This window comes from uncultured Acetatifactor sp. (genome assembly GCF_948601915.1).
Taxonomy (GTDB): Bacteria; Bacillota; Clostridia; order Lachnospirales; family Lachnospiraceae; genus Acetatifactor.
Genome location: NZ_CAPDXS010000027.1, coordinates 25,176 through 44,030, shown reverse-complemented (window position 1 = coordinate 44,030; position 18,855 = coordinate 25,176). Strand labels below are relative to the sequence as shown.

The following is an 18,855-nucleotide window of genomic DNA, read 5'->3' as shown; positions in this document are numbered from 1 at the left end:
ATAGTAAACTTAATTCCGCATACATCATGTCTTGCTATAAGACGACCATATTTTGTGTCCTGCAAAAAACTAATAAACCAGCCTACTCCAAAAGAAAAAAAGGCTAGCTCTCCTATAATTATGGTTATCAGCCGCTTTACCGATATCCTTAATCTGGGCAGAAAATATACTGGCAAAAAAATAATTGATGTATAGTGCATAGAAAAGGCAAGAATTATGCACACTATGTATTTTTTCAAATCATGATGAAGCACATATCTGATTGAATATACAAGAATAGCGGCAGCAATGAACTGTCTTACAATATTCATTCCAACAAAATAGTAACGCGTAACAAAAAACAAAAGGATGCTCAGAGGTACATTGTATGATTCTTCGTAAATTGCCGCAAAAGATACCGCCACAAAAATCACTGCTGTTATCGCAAACAGAACGAAAACGTTATCCGTAAACACTTGAATGAGCCGGTTAAACCAATAATATCCAAATTCAAACCCATCGACTGTGCTTCCATTAAGGATGCGGTAAAACCCTGTATAATAAGTCGCAACATAGTCTGTTCCTACCTTGTATCTAACTGCTGCTACAATCATAGGAGGAAATGCAGCTAACGCTACTCCAATAGCTGTCCGTCGAATTGTTAGCCTTTTTTTGAGATGGCTTCTCACAGCAATATCTTTTCGCTTTCTCCTCGGTGAGCACAGGAAAAACAACATCAATGAACTTATAATAGTTACCAAATATACATGCATCAGTTTTCCCTCATGATTTCAGTAAATTTTTTATAGTAGTTGGCTGTACTGTACTCACTAGCCTTAATTTTTCCTCTCCTTGCAATTGTTCCTGCCCAGTCTGGATTCGTTTTTACCTTAACAAGTGAGCATGCAATGTCATCTATGAAAGAATCTGTTCTTTGAATCACCACTGCACTCTCCTCGTCCACATATTCCGGTATACCTCCTGCATCGGTTGTAATAACTGGAATCGCCTTCCCCATGGCCTCAATAATAGTTAGTCCAGCCGGTTCCTCCCACATTGCCGGGAATACTGCCACATCCGCAGAACGATAATAGGCATCTATACCTTCATGGTCGACATATCCTGTAAAAATGACCTTTCCTTTCCCACCTTTTGCAGCTCCTCGCAATAAATCTTCATATTTGCTTTTTACATCAGATGAATAATAACTACCACCAACAATTAAAAGGCAGGCATCATCAAAATCACATTTCTTATATGCTTCTACCAACTCCAGAACACCTTTTTCTGGAGATAGCCTTCCAACATATAACACTAAAAATGTTCGTTCTCCAATCCCATATATGCTCCTGATATCCCGATAAAAACCTTTCATCTCTTCGTTCGTGCGATTTTCAGATACGATGCAATTCTTCAGTAGCTTCGCTTCTCCTTTGAAAGAAGGAAATTTGTCCATGAATCTATTAAGTATAAATTGGCTGATGCCAATTACCACAGGAGTATCAGAAATCATTTTCCTACAAGTAAAAGTACTTCCGACTTCGTTATGCAGATGGTAAACTGTACGATCCCTATATTTCTTCCAATGCGATTTCCACTTCAAGGCAAGAAATGATGTAGGCGTATTTTCAATAACAATTCTGTCATATGTATTTATTCTTAAATGAGATGCCACCTTTAATGAATACCAAAGTCTCTGCATAATATACCGATAAGACAGATTCTTAGTCCATTTTAATATGTTCGTCACAAATCTATAAATGAATGCATCTATCCTTTTTATTAATTCTGGCGTTTTTATGAACACAAATTCCGTTTCAGCAAATGTATCAGCCAACATACTGGCTCTTTCATCAAATGAGCTAAATACTGTAAATTTAAACTCTCTGTTATTTTCATTTTCCCTCAAAAGAGCATACACAAGGTTTTCTACTGCACCGCCCATCACTGGGGGAATGGGAAAATACCCTGATGTAATAAATGCAATTTTTTGTTCTTCCATAAAAATCTCATCTCATATAAATGTTCATCAACTTTTGAGTATAATCTCCTGGATTAAGCTCATCCGCCATCTTTACCAAACCGCACATTGCTTTTCCCGCATTTTTTTACAATCTTTGATAATACCCAGCCCGTATCATCCACAGCGGTCAAATTACCTCATACCGCCCTCTGTGTTCATCATCTATATCCACTCATTTTTATAGGGTAGCCCCTCCAACCATTTCTATCTCATTCTCAACAATAAATCGTTTTGGATAAAGTCCATCTCAATCTGTATTGGCATTTTCAGGCCTATTCCCATCAACTCATTTTGTTGGTTAAACCTGTCATTACACCATTTCCCCTGATATAATATTCATATAAATCTTACTATATTTATCTGCCATTACTCTCGTATTATATTTCTCCACCACATCGTTATAGGCCCTATCTATGTACTCCTTGTGAGCATCGACAGATTTGATGGCATCTACGAATTCACTAACATCATCGCAGACAAATCCATTGACACCATTTTTTATCACATCACGATTTCCAATCACGTTGCTGACCACACACGGCTTCTTCATATACATGGATTCCAGCAATGCTATAGGCAATCCTTCCCACAGCGAGGTTAATAGGAATACATCTCCTTGAAGTAAATACTTTAAAGCTTCACCTCTTTCTGTCCATCCTGTAACCTCAATATTCGGAGCAGTCAACTCCTTCCTTAATTCCCCATCTCCAATCCAGAGAAACTTCTCGTTCGGCATAGCCAAAGCAATCTGGTTAAACAGTGCTGGATTCTTCTGGTAGCAAATTCTTCCCAGTGTAAACACTATGGAGGGGCGCTCCTTACTGATTACAGTAGAATCTATCAATTTCTGCAGTTCATTTATATCAATACCATTATCTACATACGTTGCATTTCTGGTAAATTTTTGACTTTCCTGATGTTCACCTGCGCTACAGCTTATAGTAATACAATTCCGTCTGCCACATATCGTTTCAACAATCTTATAAATTGTTCTTTTAACGATACTGTGGTTCTGCATCAAGTAACTGTAACCATGTGGAGTATAGAACAGCGGTATCTTTTTCCCGTTAAAAGCCCACCGTCCTAAAGCCCCAGCTTTACTGCTATGCAGATGGATGACATCTGGCTGCACATTCTTTGAAATGTCCCTAATTTCAAAGAATGCCCTTATATCCTTTGGCAAACTTATCGCACGCTTAAAGTTCCTAACCTCAATCAAGTGTATCCTTTTATCAAAATAATTCATAAAGTCAGCTGGTGTCTGTTTACGGACTGCATAAGCAATATACATATCAAAGACATTCACCAATTCATTTGCTAAATCCACTATATACGTGAACACACCGCCACCCATGGCTTCCACTATGAACAATATTTTTTTCTTCTCAGCCATATACTTCCTTGCTGTCCTTTCATAGGATTCTAGCAAAACCGTCAATTCAGAATTTACAACACAATATACCCAACCACCAGCCTCACCCCTTTCTGCATCAGCGGGACGATGGTCTTGGTTATCTTCTTTACTTTCTCAACATCCGCAGTACCTGTTACCAGTAACCACCAACTTTTGCAAGATTCATAATATTAGTTGATACGATTTAGCTGCAAAACATACCTTTTTGCCCGCCATCCTTTCCCCTTCCTCCGAACTCTTTCTGTAACCCCTCCTACCTAAACCCTATAAACCGCCGCGGTCTATACTCACCCCTTCTTAAAATACGGTGCATAGATTCCCCACCTCTTATGGTAGATTAATCCTTCCGCCCCCTTCACCATATACCTCACCGTACTAGCACAATGCCCCCTGCACTCCCGAAAGAACCTCTCCGGCAGCCCCACATACTCCTGTAGCTGCTCCAGCACATACCCGCACTTCTGATAAAGATACCCATTCCCATACCTCGCCAGGCACTCCAGCAGCTTGTCCGCATCCAACTGCGGCAGGCGCACGATGCACTCCACCGCATCCTCCAGCCCTCTGCTCCCCTCAAAGCTATGGAGGCTGTCCACCACTGTCTGCTCCAGCCCTGTCACCAGAGCCCCTGCCACCCATGCTTTTTCAGCCCCGGCTTTGGGGTTGACCCTCCGGTAGAACACTCCATTATACCGAAAGTCCGTGAACCGCGTCCCGGTAGCCACGAGCACCTCGTTTCCTGCCTGTGGCGCATATCCCCACGCCTCGAAAGCGCTGCGGAGGCATAGATACGCATCCGGGAACAGCCTGCTGCCAATCTGGTACTTGGTCAGCATCGGCTCCTCCCGCTCCGTATCCATCACGGTATACAGGTTCCGGTGTATCCGGTCGATGTAGCCCTTCCTCTGGTAATCATTGACAAGATAGGGCACCGCCGACCGCTCCCCCACCATGTCCGTGACATCCTGCAAAGTGAAGCATCCCAGCTCCCGCATCCGCTCATAGTACTTGACACCGGGAAGCCGTCCAGGCTTCCTGTCATATCCGTTCCCACTCGTCTCCGCCATTTCGCCCCAAATCCCCTTACTGCCATTTCCAAGCAGGACATCCGGACTGTCGTGCCTCCTCCTGAATGCGCAGGAGAATGCTCCACCCCTCTGCCCGTACATCTCAAAAGTCCCCAGACAGCCCTTCGCCCCCCTGCCGTCCTCCAAAAAGTTCGCCTTACTGGCATGTTAGGCGAACTTTTTGGGCCTTTTTCAGCCCCCGCGCCTCCCTCTGAAAAGCGGCACAAAAATGATGGCCAAGTACCAAATATAGTAATTTAGCCAAAATTTCTCTGCGAAATATATGAAAAAACATGGGAAACCTAAGAGAAATTAGCAAATATTGACAAAAATTAATTTAGACTTGCACTGCCCGCACATTGGGTATAAAATGTAGGAAGTAATAAAAAAGTTCGCCTAACATGCCAGTTAGGCGAACTTTTTTATAATACACTAAGACATACGATGCTTTCTCTCCGGTTTCCAGGGCTGTTATTCTACAGATTCTATAAACTCAACCGATTCAGGATCCCCTTTGATCTCTCCGAAATAAGCAAGCTGTATCTTCCCATCCCGCTCCGACAGGAGCACTTCCACCTCCAGCTGCGGCATATCCTCCGGATATTCGGCAATGGCAGAGCCCTCCACCCAATATCCCGGCTCCACCAGGAGCTTGATGCCCTCTCCCAGAGAGTAGCTGGAAATCAGGCCCAGCTCCAGCTCAAGGCTCTCTGCCCCACTCTCGCTGATGTCCACCTTGCCCAGCTGCTTATGATTCCTCTTGTCGAACAGCCACAGAGACTTTTTGTCCTCCCCTATGTAATATCCAATCCTCTCGTATAGCTTCTCCTGCATCTCGTCCAGCTCCAGCGCGTAGTCCTGCAAGACATTGTCGTCATCGTACTGTAGGACATGCAGCTCCTGGGCAAAGACACCGGTACCGGTGTAGACATTCAGCGCCACCTGGAGCTGCCCGTCCGCCTGGTTCCAATAGCATTCCGGCAGACGGCACTGGGCAGAAGTATAAATCCAATCAAAATAATTTACATCCCTGCCAATCTCTATAGCCACTCCCTCGCCGGACCGCTCCGCGTCATTATAGCCATAGATTTTGATGCTTTCCTCCGGAATCTCCGCGATGCAGATTACATCTCTCCAGATGCCGGGATCATTTGTGACAGACAGATGCCTGCTCCTGATTTCGTCCCAGTCCATCCTCTGGAACCTGGCTATCACATCTACGGCATAATCCTTCGGAATCCAGATTCCTTCCTCCCCATATGGCTGTACCATAGTGATTGGAATGGGCAGGGCATCCTCGTCCTTCAAAAACAGAATCTCCAGATTCACCGAACCGCTCTCCTCATAGATGCGCTCCAGCCTTACCTCGGAGGGGTCATCGGACAGGTTCAGGAGCGCCACCGCCGCGCCCTCCGGCTCAAACAGGCCGCGGTACTCCTCAGTCGAGCTCAGGAGCGCGTTCGCATTGAGGTCCTCGCCTGCCCCGTTGCTCTCATAGTCCATGGCGCTGCCCTCTATAGGGCAGCTGTCATAGGCCATCCCGAAAGCTTCGTTGGTGGAGATGTCATCCAGATAGGTCAGCGACTCGGCGGTGGCCATATATCTCCCCTCCTGAAGCTCATAGGAGATTTCCTCCCTCCAGACGCTCACATGGGGATCCGATGTCCAGGCATAATAGCATACCTGCGCCTTCTCCTCCTCGACGCTCAGCACACGGATGTCCCGATCCACCTCTCTGGGCCACGGGCTGGAGACGCCGAACTCCCTCTGTCCTTCCGGCCCCTGGAGCATCTCCCCTGCCAGCTCCTCGGATGCAAGGGATTCGATGGCATTGCCGTCCCGGTTGACGAAAGCTTCGGCCCATTGGTTCACGAAAGCTTCCGGCAAAGCCCTGTCCGCCCCTGCCATATCCATCGGATCCACCGAAGAGGAGCTCCCTTCTGCCTGGCTCTCTCTGCCGGACATCCCATCATCGCTGTCGGATGCCTCGCCGTCAGTCATCTCGCCGTCGCTGCGGGCAGCTCCACCTTCTCCATCCAGTCCGCCAGCAGCGCCCTCTCCTGTCCCCGCTCCGGCAGCCTTGCCTGCTCCCGCAGCCAGCGACAGCCCGTCTCCTGAATCCTCCCCGGATCCCACCGGATCCGTCAGAAAGCATATCGCTGCCGCGATACAGACAGCAACCGCCGCCACTATTGCCCAGAATGCCGGCTTTTTATAATGAATCACGGTCTTGATTCTCTCCCTGACCCCCACTTCCCCGAAAGCCAGCGGGTATCCGAAAGCCGCGCGCCTGTCAAGGCTGCACGCCAGCAGCGCCTCCGAATACATCCTCCTGCCATGCGCATCATACTCTTTTATGACGCTTTCGTCACAAGCCAGCTCTATGTCCCTGCAGAAGAGGGAATACGCCACCCAGACCAGCGGGTGGAACCAGTAGACGCAGACCAGGAGATACCCAGCCAGCTTCCACAGATTGTCCAGCCGCCTTAGATGGGCCTGTTCATGGGCCAGCACCAGGGCGCGCATCTCCTCCGGCATGCCGGACGGCAGATAGATGCGGGGCCTTGCTATGCCCAGGATAAAGGGCGTGTCCGCGAACTCGCTCACATATACCGATCCCTCCAGGCGCACCGCAGTCCGCACCCTGCGCCGCAGCCTGATATAGGCGGCCAGAGAATACAGGGCCAAAATCCCCATACCGGCAATCCATAGGATTCCCGCGGCAGAAAGGGCGTGTCCCATCGGATCGGCATCTGGATATCTGCCTGTATCGGCAACTGTATCCCTGTCCCCGCCCGCGGCCCCGTTCAGCCCCGCGCCTGATATGGCAGCGGAATCAAAGGAATTGCGAAGCGCCGGATTCACGGCATCGTCCAGAAACCGGATGCCGCTATCCACAAAATTTCCCTCCAGACCGCCTGCGCCGCCGTGCACCGTCTCCCTGCTGGGAATCAGGCTGAATGCGCTCTCCAGCGAGAAAGGACAGACCAGCCGCACCGCCACCAGCGCCCATAGCAGGCAGACCGTCCATTTAGGCGCTTTCCGAACCATCAGCCGCAGGGCCGCCACCGCCAGGATCACCCATCCGGCTGTTATGCTCCTGTTCACAATCTCCAGAAAAATTTGTTCCATACTTACACCTCCATGCCCGCCTCTGGCGGGCACTAGATTCCCGGGCCCCCCAGTGCCTACTTCTCCCTAGAAAGCGTCCCATCCCCACCGGGAATGCACTGAATCTCTCCAAAATCAACGAGCCGACGATTCCCATTGCCCCCTCGCAGAAGAATCTCCACCTCCAGCGTCGGCATGTCGTCCGGATATTCGGCGCCGCTAGCGCCCTCCCGATAATATCCCGGCTCCACCAGGAGCTTGATGTCCTCTCCCAGAGAGAAGCTGGAGAACATCCCAAGCTCCAATCCGAAGCCCTCCGCCTCATGCACCCCGATGTCCACTGTCCCCAGATCCGTGTGATCCCTCTTGTCCAACAGCCGCAATCGCCCTGTCTCCTCGTCTATGGAGAATCCAATCCTATTCTGCAGCATCTCCTGCATATCCTCCGGCTCCAGCCAGTCGCTGTCATACAAGACGCCATAGTCGTCATATTCCAGCACATGCAGTGCCTGGGCCGCGGCATTGTGCCCCGCGTAGCTGTTCAGCGCCACCTGGAGCTGCCTCTTCTCCCCGTTCCAGTAGCATTCCGGCAGGAGATGTCGGTCAGTCGTGTAATCCCAATCGAAATAGAACGCATCTTCGTTAATCTCCACAGCGACGCCCTGGTAGGAGCACTCCACGTCATTATAGCCATAAAGCCTGATGCCCTCTTCCGGAAGCTCCGCGATCAAGACCACATGATTCCAGCGTCCGGGCTCGTTTACAAGAATCATATTCCTGTCACGGATTTCGTCCCAGTCTGTCCTCCTGAACCTGGCTATCACGTCCACCCTGCGGTCCTTCGGTATCCAGATTCCCTCCCGGCCATAGGGCTGCATCATGGTAATGGGCATAGGGGAATCCTCTCCCCCCGGAAGCCAGACATAGAAGTTTATCTCGCCTGGTTCCTCGTAGATGCGTTCCAGCTTTACCTCGGAAGCATCCAGGTTCAACAGCCTCCTGGCAGCCCTCTCCGGCTGGAAGAGATCCTGATAGTCTGTGCCGGAGCTGAGCAGGGCTTTGCTGTTCAGCGCCTCTCCCAGCCCATTGGTCTCATAGTCCATGGCAGTACCGTCGATTCCGAAATATCCGTAAGCCTCAGAATATTCTTTCAAAGTGGAGATATCGTCCAGCCAGGTAAGTTCCTCTCTGGTCACCACATAACCGCCATCCTGCTTTCTATAGAAGATCCGCTCCTTCCAGGCAGTCACGTGGGGTTCTGATGTCCTTGCATAGTAGAGGATACTCGCGTACTCTGGAGCGATTTCATATACCGCGGCATCTTTGTCCGCATCCTCAGGCCATGGGCTGGAGAGGCCGAAGCTGCGCTGCCCCTGGGGCCCGGAGAGCATGTCCCGCGACTCCAGGTCGTCCGCCACTCCCTCAGTCGCCAGGCGCTGGACGGCATTTCCGTCCCGCTCCACAAAGGCCTGGGCCCATTCGCTTACCAAAGCCTCCCGCAAAGCCCTCTCCTCCGCTTCCATTTCCGTCAGACCCTCTTCCGCCGAATCCCCCGATACGGAAGTCACTTCTGTCCCGCCTGCACCATCCGGCTCTCCAGCCGCTCCGCCCTTGTACGCCTTATCCTCGTCTCCTCCTGTCCCCGCTCCGCCAGGCCCGTCCATACCATCGCCGCCCTGTCCGTCCGGCACTGTCCCCCGGTTCGTCCCGCTTGCATTCGCCCCGGCATACCTGTTCTCCGACCCATTTCCTCTGCCCGCTTCGGTCGCGCTGTCTGCTCCTGCGGCCAGTGACTGCCCCTCCCCGGAACCGTCCTCAGAACCCACCGGATTTGTCAAAAAGCACACTGCCACTGCGATACAAGCCACCGCTGCCGCCATGGCCACCCAGAACCTGGGCTTCTTATACTGAATCACGGACTTGATCCTCTCCCTGACCCCCACTTCCCCGAAAGCCAACGGATATCCGAAGCCCCCACGCCTGTCAAGACTGCACGCCAGCAGAGCCTCCGAGTACATCCTCCTCTTGTGCGCATCATACCCTTTGATGACACGCTCGTCGCAGGCCATCTCTATGTCCCTGCAGAGCAGGGAATACGCCACCCAGACCAGCGGATGGAACCAATAGACGCAGACCAGAGCATACCCGCACATCTTCCACAGATTGTCCAGCCGCCTTAGATGGGCACGCTCATGGGCCAGCACCGGGGCACGCATCTCTTCCGGCATGCCGGAGGGCAGATAGATGCGGGGCCGTGTTATGCCCAGGATAAAAGGCGTATCCGCGAATTCGCTCACATATACAGCTTCCTCCAGCCGCACCGCAGTCCGCACCCTGCGCCACAGTCTGATATAAGAGGCAAGGGAATACAGGGCCAAAATCCCCATGCCGACAATCCATATGATTCCGGTAATAGAAAGCACGCGCTGCGCCGGATTCACGCCTGTGCCCGTCCTCAGGTAAGCGTCTGCGCCCGCTTCCCTCCCTATGCCAGGGCCTGCGCCCGCATCACCGTCCTCCACCGTCTCCGGTATGGCAGCGGAGCCAAAGGACCTGCGCAGTGCCGGATTCACGGCATCGTCCAGGAACCGGATGCCGCTGTCCACAAAATTCCCATCCAGATCCGCCGCGTCACTGCGCACCGTCTCTTTGCTGGGAATCAGGCTGAACACGCTCTCCAGCGAAAAAGGGCAGACCAGCCGCACCGCCACCACCGCCCACAAAAGGCAGCTTATCCACTTAGGCGCTCTTCGAATCAACAGACGCAGCGCCGCCACCGCCAGTATCGCCCATCCCGCCGCAATGCTCCGGTTCAGGACCTCTACGAAAATATGCTCCATCCTTATCCTCCCTTCCCCCCCTGGCAGCGCCTATCCTTCCACGTCTTCCCCGTCCTCATACCTGTCCAGCATCCGGCGGATCTCAGCCACCTCTTCTCCGGATAGCTTTCTGCGCCTAGTAAAGGCGGCGATGAAAGCGGGCATGGAGCCCTGGAATGTCTTCTCTACCAACTCGTCGATCTCCGCGGCCTGCACCTCATCCTTAGAGACCAGTGACGTGACCACCGCATTCTCATTTTTGACTATCCCTCTGTCGGACAGCCGCCGGATGACAGTGTAAGTGGTGGTGCGGCTCCAACCCAGCCTCTCATTGCACAGCCTGGCCAGCTTCGTGCTGTTGATTGGCTCATTCTCCCACAGAATCAGGCAGAAGCGGTACTCGCTCTCAAATACTTTCGGTGTCTCCATTTCCTCCTCCTTTCGAGATACGACTAATGCATTAGACTTCCCTCTACCCAAAAGTCTAACCCATTAGACGCATTTTGTCAAGAATAAATACCAACTTTTTAAGCAACAAATAGATACACAGCAAAAGGGCATGCACTCACCGGCGCATGCCCTTCTCAAACACAAAGCAACTTTCTTTTCCTATTCTGATTTTCAGATATAAACGGCCCCAGCCCTTACTTCGCCAGCACCATCATAATCTCATTGCTCCTGGCGATGAACTTGGTCATGGCCTCGGGAGACAGCGGAGCCTGCTGGATCTTCGCCAAATCATAGAGCTGCTCGCAGATCATCCCCACGTTCTCGCCCTCCTGGTTGGCATTCACATACTGCACCAGCGGATGGTTGGCATTGAGAATCAGCGTCTCGCCCTCGCCGCCAAAGCCGCCCATGTCCATACCGGGCATGGAATACATCTTCATCATGTCCTGCATGCGCCTGCTCTCCTCGGACAGGGTCAATACGGAGGAAATCTTCTCGTCTTTCAGCTTCTCCACCTTGACTACGAGTTTATCATTCTCCAGGACTTTCTTCATAATCTCTCCCAGAGCCTTTGCCTCTTCCTCCAGCTCCTTGGCGGCCTCTTCATCGGTCTCGGACTTCAATGCATCCGTCACGTCCGCATCGATCCTCTGGAACTTCACGCCCTCATTCTTGGACTCCAACTGCTGGATGAAAGGCTGGTCGATATTGTGGGTCAGGATGACGGCATCCATGCCGTTGTCCCTGAACATCTTGATATACTGGCCCTGCTGCTGCTCGTCTGTGACGTAGTAGATGGTCTTCTCTTTCTTCTCCTCGGCCTCCTCGCCGTCCTTCGCCTGGTCATCCTCGTCGGTGACCACCTCGGCCTCCACTTTCTCGCCGTTCTCATCCACCGCGCCGCCAGCCTCTTTCACCGCTTCGCCGTCAGCAGCCTCTTTGTCCGCGCCCTCTGCTGCGCCGTCCCCAGTGTCCGTAGGCTTCACCTCCAGGCACTCCGGCAGGGTCAGGTACTTGCCCTCCAGGTTCTTGAACAGGATGTAGTCGTTCATCCTCTCGCAGAACTTGTCGTCCTTCAGGCAGCCGAACTTGATGAAGGGGCTGATGTCGTCCCAGTATTTGTCGTACTCCTCCTTCTCCGTCTTGCACATGCCGGACAGCTTGTCCGCCACCTTCTTGGAGATGTACTCGGAAATCTTCTTCACGAAGCCGTCGTTCTGCAATGCGCTCCTGGACACGTTCAGGGGCAGGTCGGGACAGTCGATGACGCCTTTGAGCAGCATCAGGAACTCCGGGATGACCTCCTTGATATTGTCGGCGATGAAGACCTGGTTGTTGTACAGCTTAATCGTCCCCTCGATGGACTCGTACTCCATGTTGATCTTCGGGAAGTACAGGATGCCCTTTAAGTTGAAGGGATAGTCCATGTTCAGGTGGATCCAGAACAGGGGCTCCTTATAGTCATGGAACACCTTGCGGTAGAACTCCAGGTACTCCTCCTTGGTGCAGTCGTTGGCACGCTTCGCCCACAGAGGCGTAGTCTCGTTCAAAAGCTCCGGGCGCTTTTTGATTTTCAGCTTGACGGGCTCTTCTTCCGGCTCTTCCTCCTCTTCCTCTGCCTCGCCATCGGATTCCGCCTCCCCGGCCTCCTCCTTTTTCTCTTTCTTTTCCTTCTTTTTCTTCTCCTTCTTCTCGGGCTCGATCACCTCCAGGACTTCATCGTCCTCACGCTTCTCGTCCTCCTTGATGATCTGGGTCTCCTTGGTGTCCGCCTTGGACAGGTAGATCTCCGTGGGCATGAAGGAGCAGTACTTCTTCAGCACCTCCCGGGCCTTGTACTCGTTGCAGAACTCCAGGCAGTCCTCGTTGAGGAACAGGGTGATGGTAGTGCCCACCTCAGTCCTGTCCCCCTCCTCCATGGAGAATTCCGTACCGCCGTCGCACTCCCAGTGGACAGCCTTGGCGCCCTCCTGATAGGACAGGGTGTCGATATGCACTTCATCCGCCACCATGAAGGCGGAGTAGAAGCCCAGTCCGAAATGGCCGATGATCTGATCCGCGTTGCTCTTATCCTTATATTTCTCTATGAAGTCGGATGCGCCGGAGAAAGCAATCTGGTTGATGTACTCCTCCACCTCGTCCGCGGTCATCCCTAAACCATTGTCCGTGAAGGTCAGGGTCTTCTTCTCCGGATTGACGATGACGTCTATCCTCGCCTTATATCCCTCCGGCAGGGTATACTCGCCCATCATGTCCAGTTTTTTCAGCTTCGTCACGGCATCGCAGCCGTTGGAGATCAGCTCCCTGTAAAAGATGTCGTGGTCGTTATACAGCCACTTTTTGATAATCGGAAAAATGTTCTCGCTGTTGATTGATAAATTACCGCTCTTCGCTGCCATGTTACAACATCCCTTTCTTCCATTTTTTATGAAAAAACAGTAAACGCAAATCCTGAGACTTAGTTTAAGACGGACTTGTCCAAAAGTCAAGACAAAATTAGCACTCATTTTAATCGAGTGCTAATAACATGCCGTGAAAGCCCGAAAACACTGGATTTCCCACTTTCTAAAATTTTTCTAAACTATGGAAACGCCCCTGCTGTAGTAGGCATCAATCCGGAAAATACTTTGCATAGACATCGAAGAACCCCGTGGTCTCCACCTCTTCGTCACGGAGCAGCGCGATTTCCTCCCAGACCTTCTCATTCAGCTGACGGGCCAGTGTCTCCACAAAGGCGTCGTACTCCTGCCCGAAGACCTCCCTGCGCCGCTCCTCCACGATCTGCAGCTTGTTCAGGTCCGTCTGCTCCCTGTCGAAGGTGCTGAGGCATTTGATGATCTCATAGCCGGATTCCGTCTCCACCACCTGGCTCACCTCCCCGGTCTCCAGGGCGAAGGCGGCCTCCTCAAAGGCGATGTCCATCTCCCCCTTGCCGAAGGAGCAGCTGATGACATCGTCCTCGCTGTAGCGGGTGGCCAGATCCACGAAATCCTGCTCCTCCTGCACTGCCTGTCTGCGGATTTCAGCGGCGCTCCTGTAGGCCTCCTGCCTGCGCTCCTCGGAATAGTCCACCCTGTTCCCCGCCCCGTCCACCGTGGACGTGCGCAGCAGGATATGCTGCACCGTGATGGTGCGGGCCTCGTCGTCGCTGATTTCCGGATTCACGTCCTGTATGATATAGCGATATACCTTGTCCGCCAGAGCGTACTCCTCATAGAGCTTCTCTATGGTCTTCTCCTCCACTCCCATGAGCTCCGCCTCCCGCCGGCTCAGGGATCCGAAATACTCCGCAGCAGCCTGCTGCACCCGGCCGGCCTCCGCCTCGTCCAGGGCTACCCCCCTGTCCTGGGCCAAAAGGTACATGGTCTTGATCTGGGCCAGCTTGGCCAGCACCGTATCCTTCACATTCTCCTCCATGGTCACGCCCCCCACGGAAATGTTCCACACCTCCTGGCCATAGACGCTCTCATACTGGTTCTGGGTATTGGTGAGATACACCATCATCTCCGGCACGGTACAGACCCCGCTGCCGATGCGGAACACCTCATCCTGGCCCATGCCGGTGGTGAACACCACCTTTGCGCCGTTTTCATCCCCGCAGGAAGACAATGCCGCAATCGCCAAAAAACCGCAGAAAAACAGCGCAGCGACCCGCCTGCATAAGCCTTGGCGCAGCCCCTGCCGTCCTTTTGGGCCATTTCCTGTCAGGCATCTATTCCTCACATCCATTCTCCATCATCCCTATCCGTCCAATCCTCCGAACTGCCGACCGCCATAATCAAGCTTGCAACGCTGCAGAGCAGAACGTGTCCTTCGGACACTTTGGTATTTGACCCTCGCGGCATTGTGCAAGCACGGCCGCTTGGCTCATTGCCCGCGGGAATAAATCTGCCCATGCCCCATACAAGCTCCCCCTGGCGGAAGAGCTCCTGTGGAGCATGGGCCGTCTCTGTCGTCAATCCCTTATTCGATTACGTGGATCCATCCCTTGGGAGCCTCTATCCTGCCCATCTGGATACCGGTGAGGGTATCATAGAGCTTCCTGGTCACAGGCCCCATCTCCGCCATGCCGCTGGGGAAGCAGATCTCCCTGCCATGATCCACTACCTTGCCCACCGGGGAAATCACCGCCGCCGTGCCGCACAGGCCGCACTCCGCGAAGTCCTTCAGCTCGTCCAAGTACACCTCCCGCTCCTCAGCCTCCAGCCCCAGGTACTCCTTTGCCACATGGACAAGGGAGCGGCGGGTGATTGAGGGCAGGATGCTCTCCGACTTGGGCGTAACGATCTTGCCGTCTTTCGTCACGAAGAGGAAATTGGCCCCGCCGGTCTCCTCCACCTTGGTGCGGGTGCCGGGATCCAGATACATGTTCTCGTCATAGCCGTTCTTGTGGGCCGTCACGATCGCATGCAGGCTCATGGCATAGTTGAGGCCGGCCTTGATATGGCCTGTCCCATGGGGCGCCGCCCGGTCAAAATCGCTGACGCAGATGGTCAGGGGCTTTGCGCCGCCCTTGAAATAAGGCCCCACAGGCGTGCAGAAGATACGGAACTGATATTCATCCGCAGGCTTCACGCCGATGACGGAATTGGAGCCGAACATATAGGGGCGGATGTAAAGGGTCGCCCCGCTGCCATAGGGCGGCACATAGGCCGCATTGGCCGCCACTGCCTTGTCCACAGCGTCGATGAACCGCTCCCCCGGGAACGCCGGCATCTCCAGCCGCCTCGCGGAATCCATCATGCGCTCCGCGTTCAGGTCGGGCCGGAACGCCACGATGCGCCCGTCCTCCGTGGTATAAGCCTTCAGGCCCTCAAATATGGTCTGGGCATACTGCAGGACACACGCGCACTCGTTCAGGACGATGTTCGCATCCTCCGTCAGGCCGCCCTGATCCCATGCGCCGTTCTTATAATAAGAGACATACCGCTTCTCCGTCTGCATATACCCGAAGCCTATGTTGCCCCAGTCGATGTTCTTCTTTTCCACTTGCCTCTCCCTTCCTTCCATTGGTTATACCATTATTTTATCCATAAATTTTATTTTACATAATTATTATACTTTTCCGGCCAAAAGTCAATATTTTTTGCCCTATTTCTTATCCGATTTCTTTGTCTCATACTTCAAGAAGGTATAGGCAATGTCGAATCAAATTTTCGGATACGCCAGATGCCCCGTAAGACTACGGGGCATCCAAATCCGTTATCGGTTATCTACTTTTTCGGGATACATGTCATGATGGGCGAGACGGTCAAAAGCCATCTCCTCCCATTTTGTCCCTTTCTTTCCGTAATTACAGTACGGATCAATCGAAATCCCTCCTCTTGGAAGGAATTTCCCCCAGACTTCAATATACTTCGGTTCCATAAGATTTATCAGATCTTTCATAATCTTATTGCAGCAGTCCTCATGAAAATCTCCATGATTTCTGTAAGAAAAGAGATACAGTTTCAGGGATTTGCTCTCAACCATTTTTCTATCCGGGACATAAGATATGTAAATCGTCGCAAAATCCGGCTGTCCCGTAATCGGACAGAGAGAGGTAAACTCTGGACAATTGAATTTCACGAAATAGTCATTGTCCATATGTTTATTATCAAAACTTTCAAGTACCTCCGGCGCATAATCCGTTTGGTATTTTGTCTGTTTTCCAAGTGCATGTAACTCAGACATTTAATGTTCCTCCTTCACTTTAAGCTTTCTTGCCAGATATACGAAAGGCGTATCGCAGAAAGCCACAATCGCCTTGAACAGATACGTTGTAAGCAGAATACTCACAAACACCTCCGTGTCATACACACCCCAGAAAGCGGCAAACGTAAACACCAGCGTATCCACAGCCTGGGAAGTCAGAGTCGAACCACAGTTCCGAAGCCATAACTTTCTTTCATTGTCGCCTGTCTTTTTCCAGATGAAATGATAAAGCGTAACATCTATCGTCTGTGAGCAGATATATCCCAGGGTGCTTCCTAAAACCACCCTCGGCACAAAACCGAACAGCATCGTGATCGGCTCATTCATGATATCGTTTGCGTTCGGGACAAACCTGATCAGCCCCTGTGTTCCCACCAGGAAAACAACGGTTGTAAACAGACCGATGTAGACTGCTTTCTGCGCCGCTTTCTTTCCATACTTTTCAGACAGGATATCCGTCACCAGAAAACTTGCCGCATAAAGCGTATTCCCCGCAGTGGTCGAAAGCCCGAAAATATCCACATTTTTACACACCTGTATATTGGCAAGAATCGCTGAAATCGCCGTAAACACATACAGCCCTGTCTTTCCGAACATTTTGTAGGCAATCACCACCGCAAAAAGATAAAAAACAATTGAAAATATAAACAAAACAGAATTTGTCATTTCTTCTCCTCCTCATATTCCGCCGGATCCTGAGTTTCGTTTAGTTCAAACGCTTTCCTTCTGTCCAGACAGGTGGCGCACTTTCCGCACGGCTTTTCTCCGCCCTCGTAACAGGACCAGGTAAATGCAAAGGGCACCTGAAGCCCCATCCCCGTCCGGACGACATCTGCCTTATGGCTGTGCAGAAATGGAGCCTCGATTTCCAACTGCTTTCCGCTCCCTTCATACACTGCCCGGCTGATTGCTTCATGGAATGCTTCTGAAGTATCCGGGTACGCGTTTCCCGCGCTGTCATCCGCATGCGCCCCATAATAGATCTTCTCACATCCATCCGCCAGCGCAACAGACGCCGCTGCCGCCAGAAACAGCCCGTTCCGGAACGGAACATAGGTAGAAACCGGTTTTCCGGTACTCTCCTGGAGCTGGGATGCATATGTGCCCTTGGGAATCTCTCCCCTTCCCTCCAGTAATGTACAGTCTGAACCCGCAAATATCATCCCCATATCCAGTTCCTTATGCCGCACATGATAATGCTGCGCAATCCTCCGCGCCGCTTTCAGTTCATTGCTGTGCTTCTGCCCATAAGAAACAGACAGGCTCAGCACATTCTCACAGCCATACTTCTCTACGGCAAGCGCCAGGCAGACTGTCGAGTCAATGCCGCCGCTTGACAACACCAGTACTTTCATACATTTTCCTCCAATCACAGTTCAGCCGGATAAAAAAGCAAAAAAAATCCCGCAAAACGCAGGATTCAATAAAATCGGGTTCCCTAGTTTTGTTTAACGACAGGATGGTACGCTCGAGTAAATCGGGCCGAACTGTCTATTCAGTTGTATTGAAATTATATTCCGCAAAACCCAGAATGTCAACTATAAAATATTATATTTTCATACGCTTACTGTCTTTACAACAGCCATTTTTCAGGAACACGGAAGGGCAATCTTATCCTATTTCTTTCTCTCATACTTCAAGAAGGTATAGGCAATGTCGAAATAAGTCAGCTCATCGCTGTCGGCGGTGACCTCCCATTCCGGATCCCTGTCCAGATTCGGGAAATGGGCGTCCGCCTCGTAAGCCTGGTCTATCTTCGTGATATGGGCCGTGTCGCAGTAGGGCAAAAGCTCCTCATAGACGCTCTCCCCCCCGATGCAGTAGACCTCCTCCGGCGGATACTTCTCCACCTCCCGCAGCAGCTCCTCCAAGGAATGCAGCACCGTGGCCCCCTTGACCTGATAGCCCTTATCCCTGGAGAGGATGATATTCCTCCTGCCCTGCAGGGGCATCCCCTGTGGAAATGTCTGCAGCGTCCTGCGCCCCAGCACCACCACCTTCCCAATAGTCTCCTCCCTGAAATGCCTCTGGTCATTAGGAATGCTCACCAACAGCCTCCCCCTATACCCGATGCCCCAGTTCCTGTCCACCGCCGCAATAATATTCATCCATCTCCCCCCAAAACTCATACGCTTTCCCGAACAAAGTTAATCACTATTCTGTACAAAACCCTGCCACAAACCGGGAAGAATGCCCGCCCTCCGGGCATTCTTCCGCGTGAGACCGGCTCGCAAAGCGAACTTGTTCGCGCACGAGCCTAGAAGTTCTTGGGCGGCGTCCTTTGGCGCCCTAGAACTT

The 18,855-nt window shown here is 51.8% G+C and carries 14 protein-coding genes; all 14 read right to left on the bottom strand.

What is annotated here, in order from left to right; genetic code table 11:
* The coding region (locus Q2B33_RS06660; protein ID WP_300913918.1) for an EpsG family protein at nucleotides 1–752 on the bottom strand (752 nt) is incomplete at its 3' end.
* Nucleotides 752–1,981, bottom strand: coding sequence for a glycosyltransferase family 4 protein (locus Q2B33_RS06655; RefSeq protein ID WP_300564507.1), 1,230 nt, complete (start codon nucleotides 1,979–1,981; stop codon nucleotides 752–754). The genes Q2B33_RS06655 and Q2B33_RS06660, both read right to left, overlap by 1 nt.
* 331 nt (nucleotides 1,982–2,312) lie before the next feature.
* Nucleotides 2,313–3,395, bottom strand: coding sequence for a glycosyltransferase (locus Q2B33_RS06650; RefSeq protein ID WP_300564510.1), 1,083 nt, complete (start codon nucleotides 3,393–3,395; stop codon nucleotides 2,313–2,315).
* A 308-nt stretch (nucleotides 3,396–3,703) separates the two neighbouring features.
* Entirely contained in the window at nucleotides 3,704–4,483 is a 780-nt protein-coding gene (locus Q2B33_RS06645; RefSeq protein ID WP_300564513.1) for a transcriptional regulator, read from the bottom strand.
* Nucleotides 4,484–4,954: 471 nt separating this feature from the next.
* On the bottom strand, nucleotides 4,955–7,615 hold the full coding sequence (locus Q2B33_RS06640; RefSeq protein WP_300564516.1) for a M56 family metallopeptidase: 2,661 nt from the start codon (nucleotides 7,613–7,615) through the stop codon (nucleotides 4,955–4,957).
* A gap of 56 nt (nucleotides 7,616–7,671) precedes the next feature.
* A complete protein-coding gene (locus Q2B33_RS06635) occupies nucleotides 7,672–10,434 on the bottom strand; it encodes a M56 family metallopeptidase (protein ID WP_300564560.1) in 2,763 nt (920 codons plus the stop codon).
* Between the two features lie 30 nt (nucleotides 10,435–10,464).
* Nucleotides 10,465–10,842, bottom strand: a complete 378-nt coding sequence (locus Q2B33_RS06630; protein ID WP_296474327.1) for a BlaI/MecI/CopY family transcriptional regulator — start codon at nucleotides 10,840–10,842, stop codon at nucleotides 10,465–10,467.
* Between the two features lie 215 nt (nucleotides 10,843–11,057).
* Nucleotides 11,058–13,262, bottom strand: coding sequence for a molecular chaperone HtpG (gene htpG / locus Q2B33_RS06625; RefSeq protein ID WP_300564563.1), 2,205 nt, complete (start codon nucleotides 13,260–13,262; stop codon nucleotides 11,058–11,060).
* 211 nt (nucleotides 13,263–13,473) lie between these two features.
* Nucleotides 13,474–14,487 carry a peptidylprolyl isomerase gene (locus tag Q2B33_RS06620; RefSeq protein ID WP_300898352.1) on the bottom strand — a complete coding sequence of 338 codons (1,014 nt, stop codon included), beginning with the start codon at nucleotides 14,485–14,487 and terminating at the stop codon, nucleotides 13,474–13,476.
* Nucleotides 14,488–14,826: 339 nt separating this feature from the next.
* Nucleotides 14,827–15,852 carry a branched-chain amino acid aminotransferase gene (locus Q2B33_RS06615; RefSeq protein WP_300564567.1) on the bottom strand — a complete coding sequence of 342 codons (1,026 nt, stop codon included), beginning with the start codon at nucleotides 15,850–15,852 and terminating at the stop codon, nucleotides 14,827–14,829.
* Nucleotides 15,853–16,065: 213 nt separating this feature from the next.
* The gene (gene queF / locus Q2B33_RS06610; protein WP_296478621.1) at nucleotides 16,066–16,536 is read right to left on the bottom strand and encodes a preQ(1) synthase; all 471 of its coding nucleotides are present in this window, start codon (nucleotides 16,534–16,536) and stop codon (nucleotides 16,066–16,068) included.
* A complete protein-coding gene (locus Q2B33_RS06605) occupies nucleotides 16,537–17,223 on the bottom strand; it encodes a queuosine precursor transporter (protein ID WP_296478619.1) in 687 nt (228 codons plus the stop codon).
* Nucleotides 17,220–17,912, bottom strand: a complete 693-nt coding sequence (gene queC / locus Q2B33_RS06600; RefSeq protein ID WP_296478617.1) for a 7-cyano-7-deazaguanine synthase QueC — start codon at nucleotides 17,910–17,912, stop codon at nucleotides 17,220–17,222. Before queC ends, Q2B33_RS06605 begins: the two co-directional genes overlap by 4 nt.
* Nucleotides 17,913–18,173: 261 nt before the next feature.
* The gene (locus Q2B33_RS06595; protein WP_300564570.1) at nucleotides 18,174–18,665 is read right to left on the bottom strand and encodes a dihydrofolate reductase; all 492 of its coding nucleotides are present in this window, start codon (nucleotides 18,663–18,665) and stop codon (nucleotides 18,174–18,176) included.
* Nucleotides 18,666–18,855 lie beyond the last annotated feature (190 nt).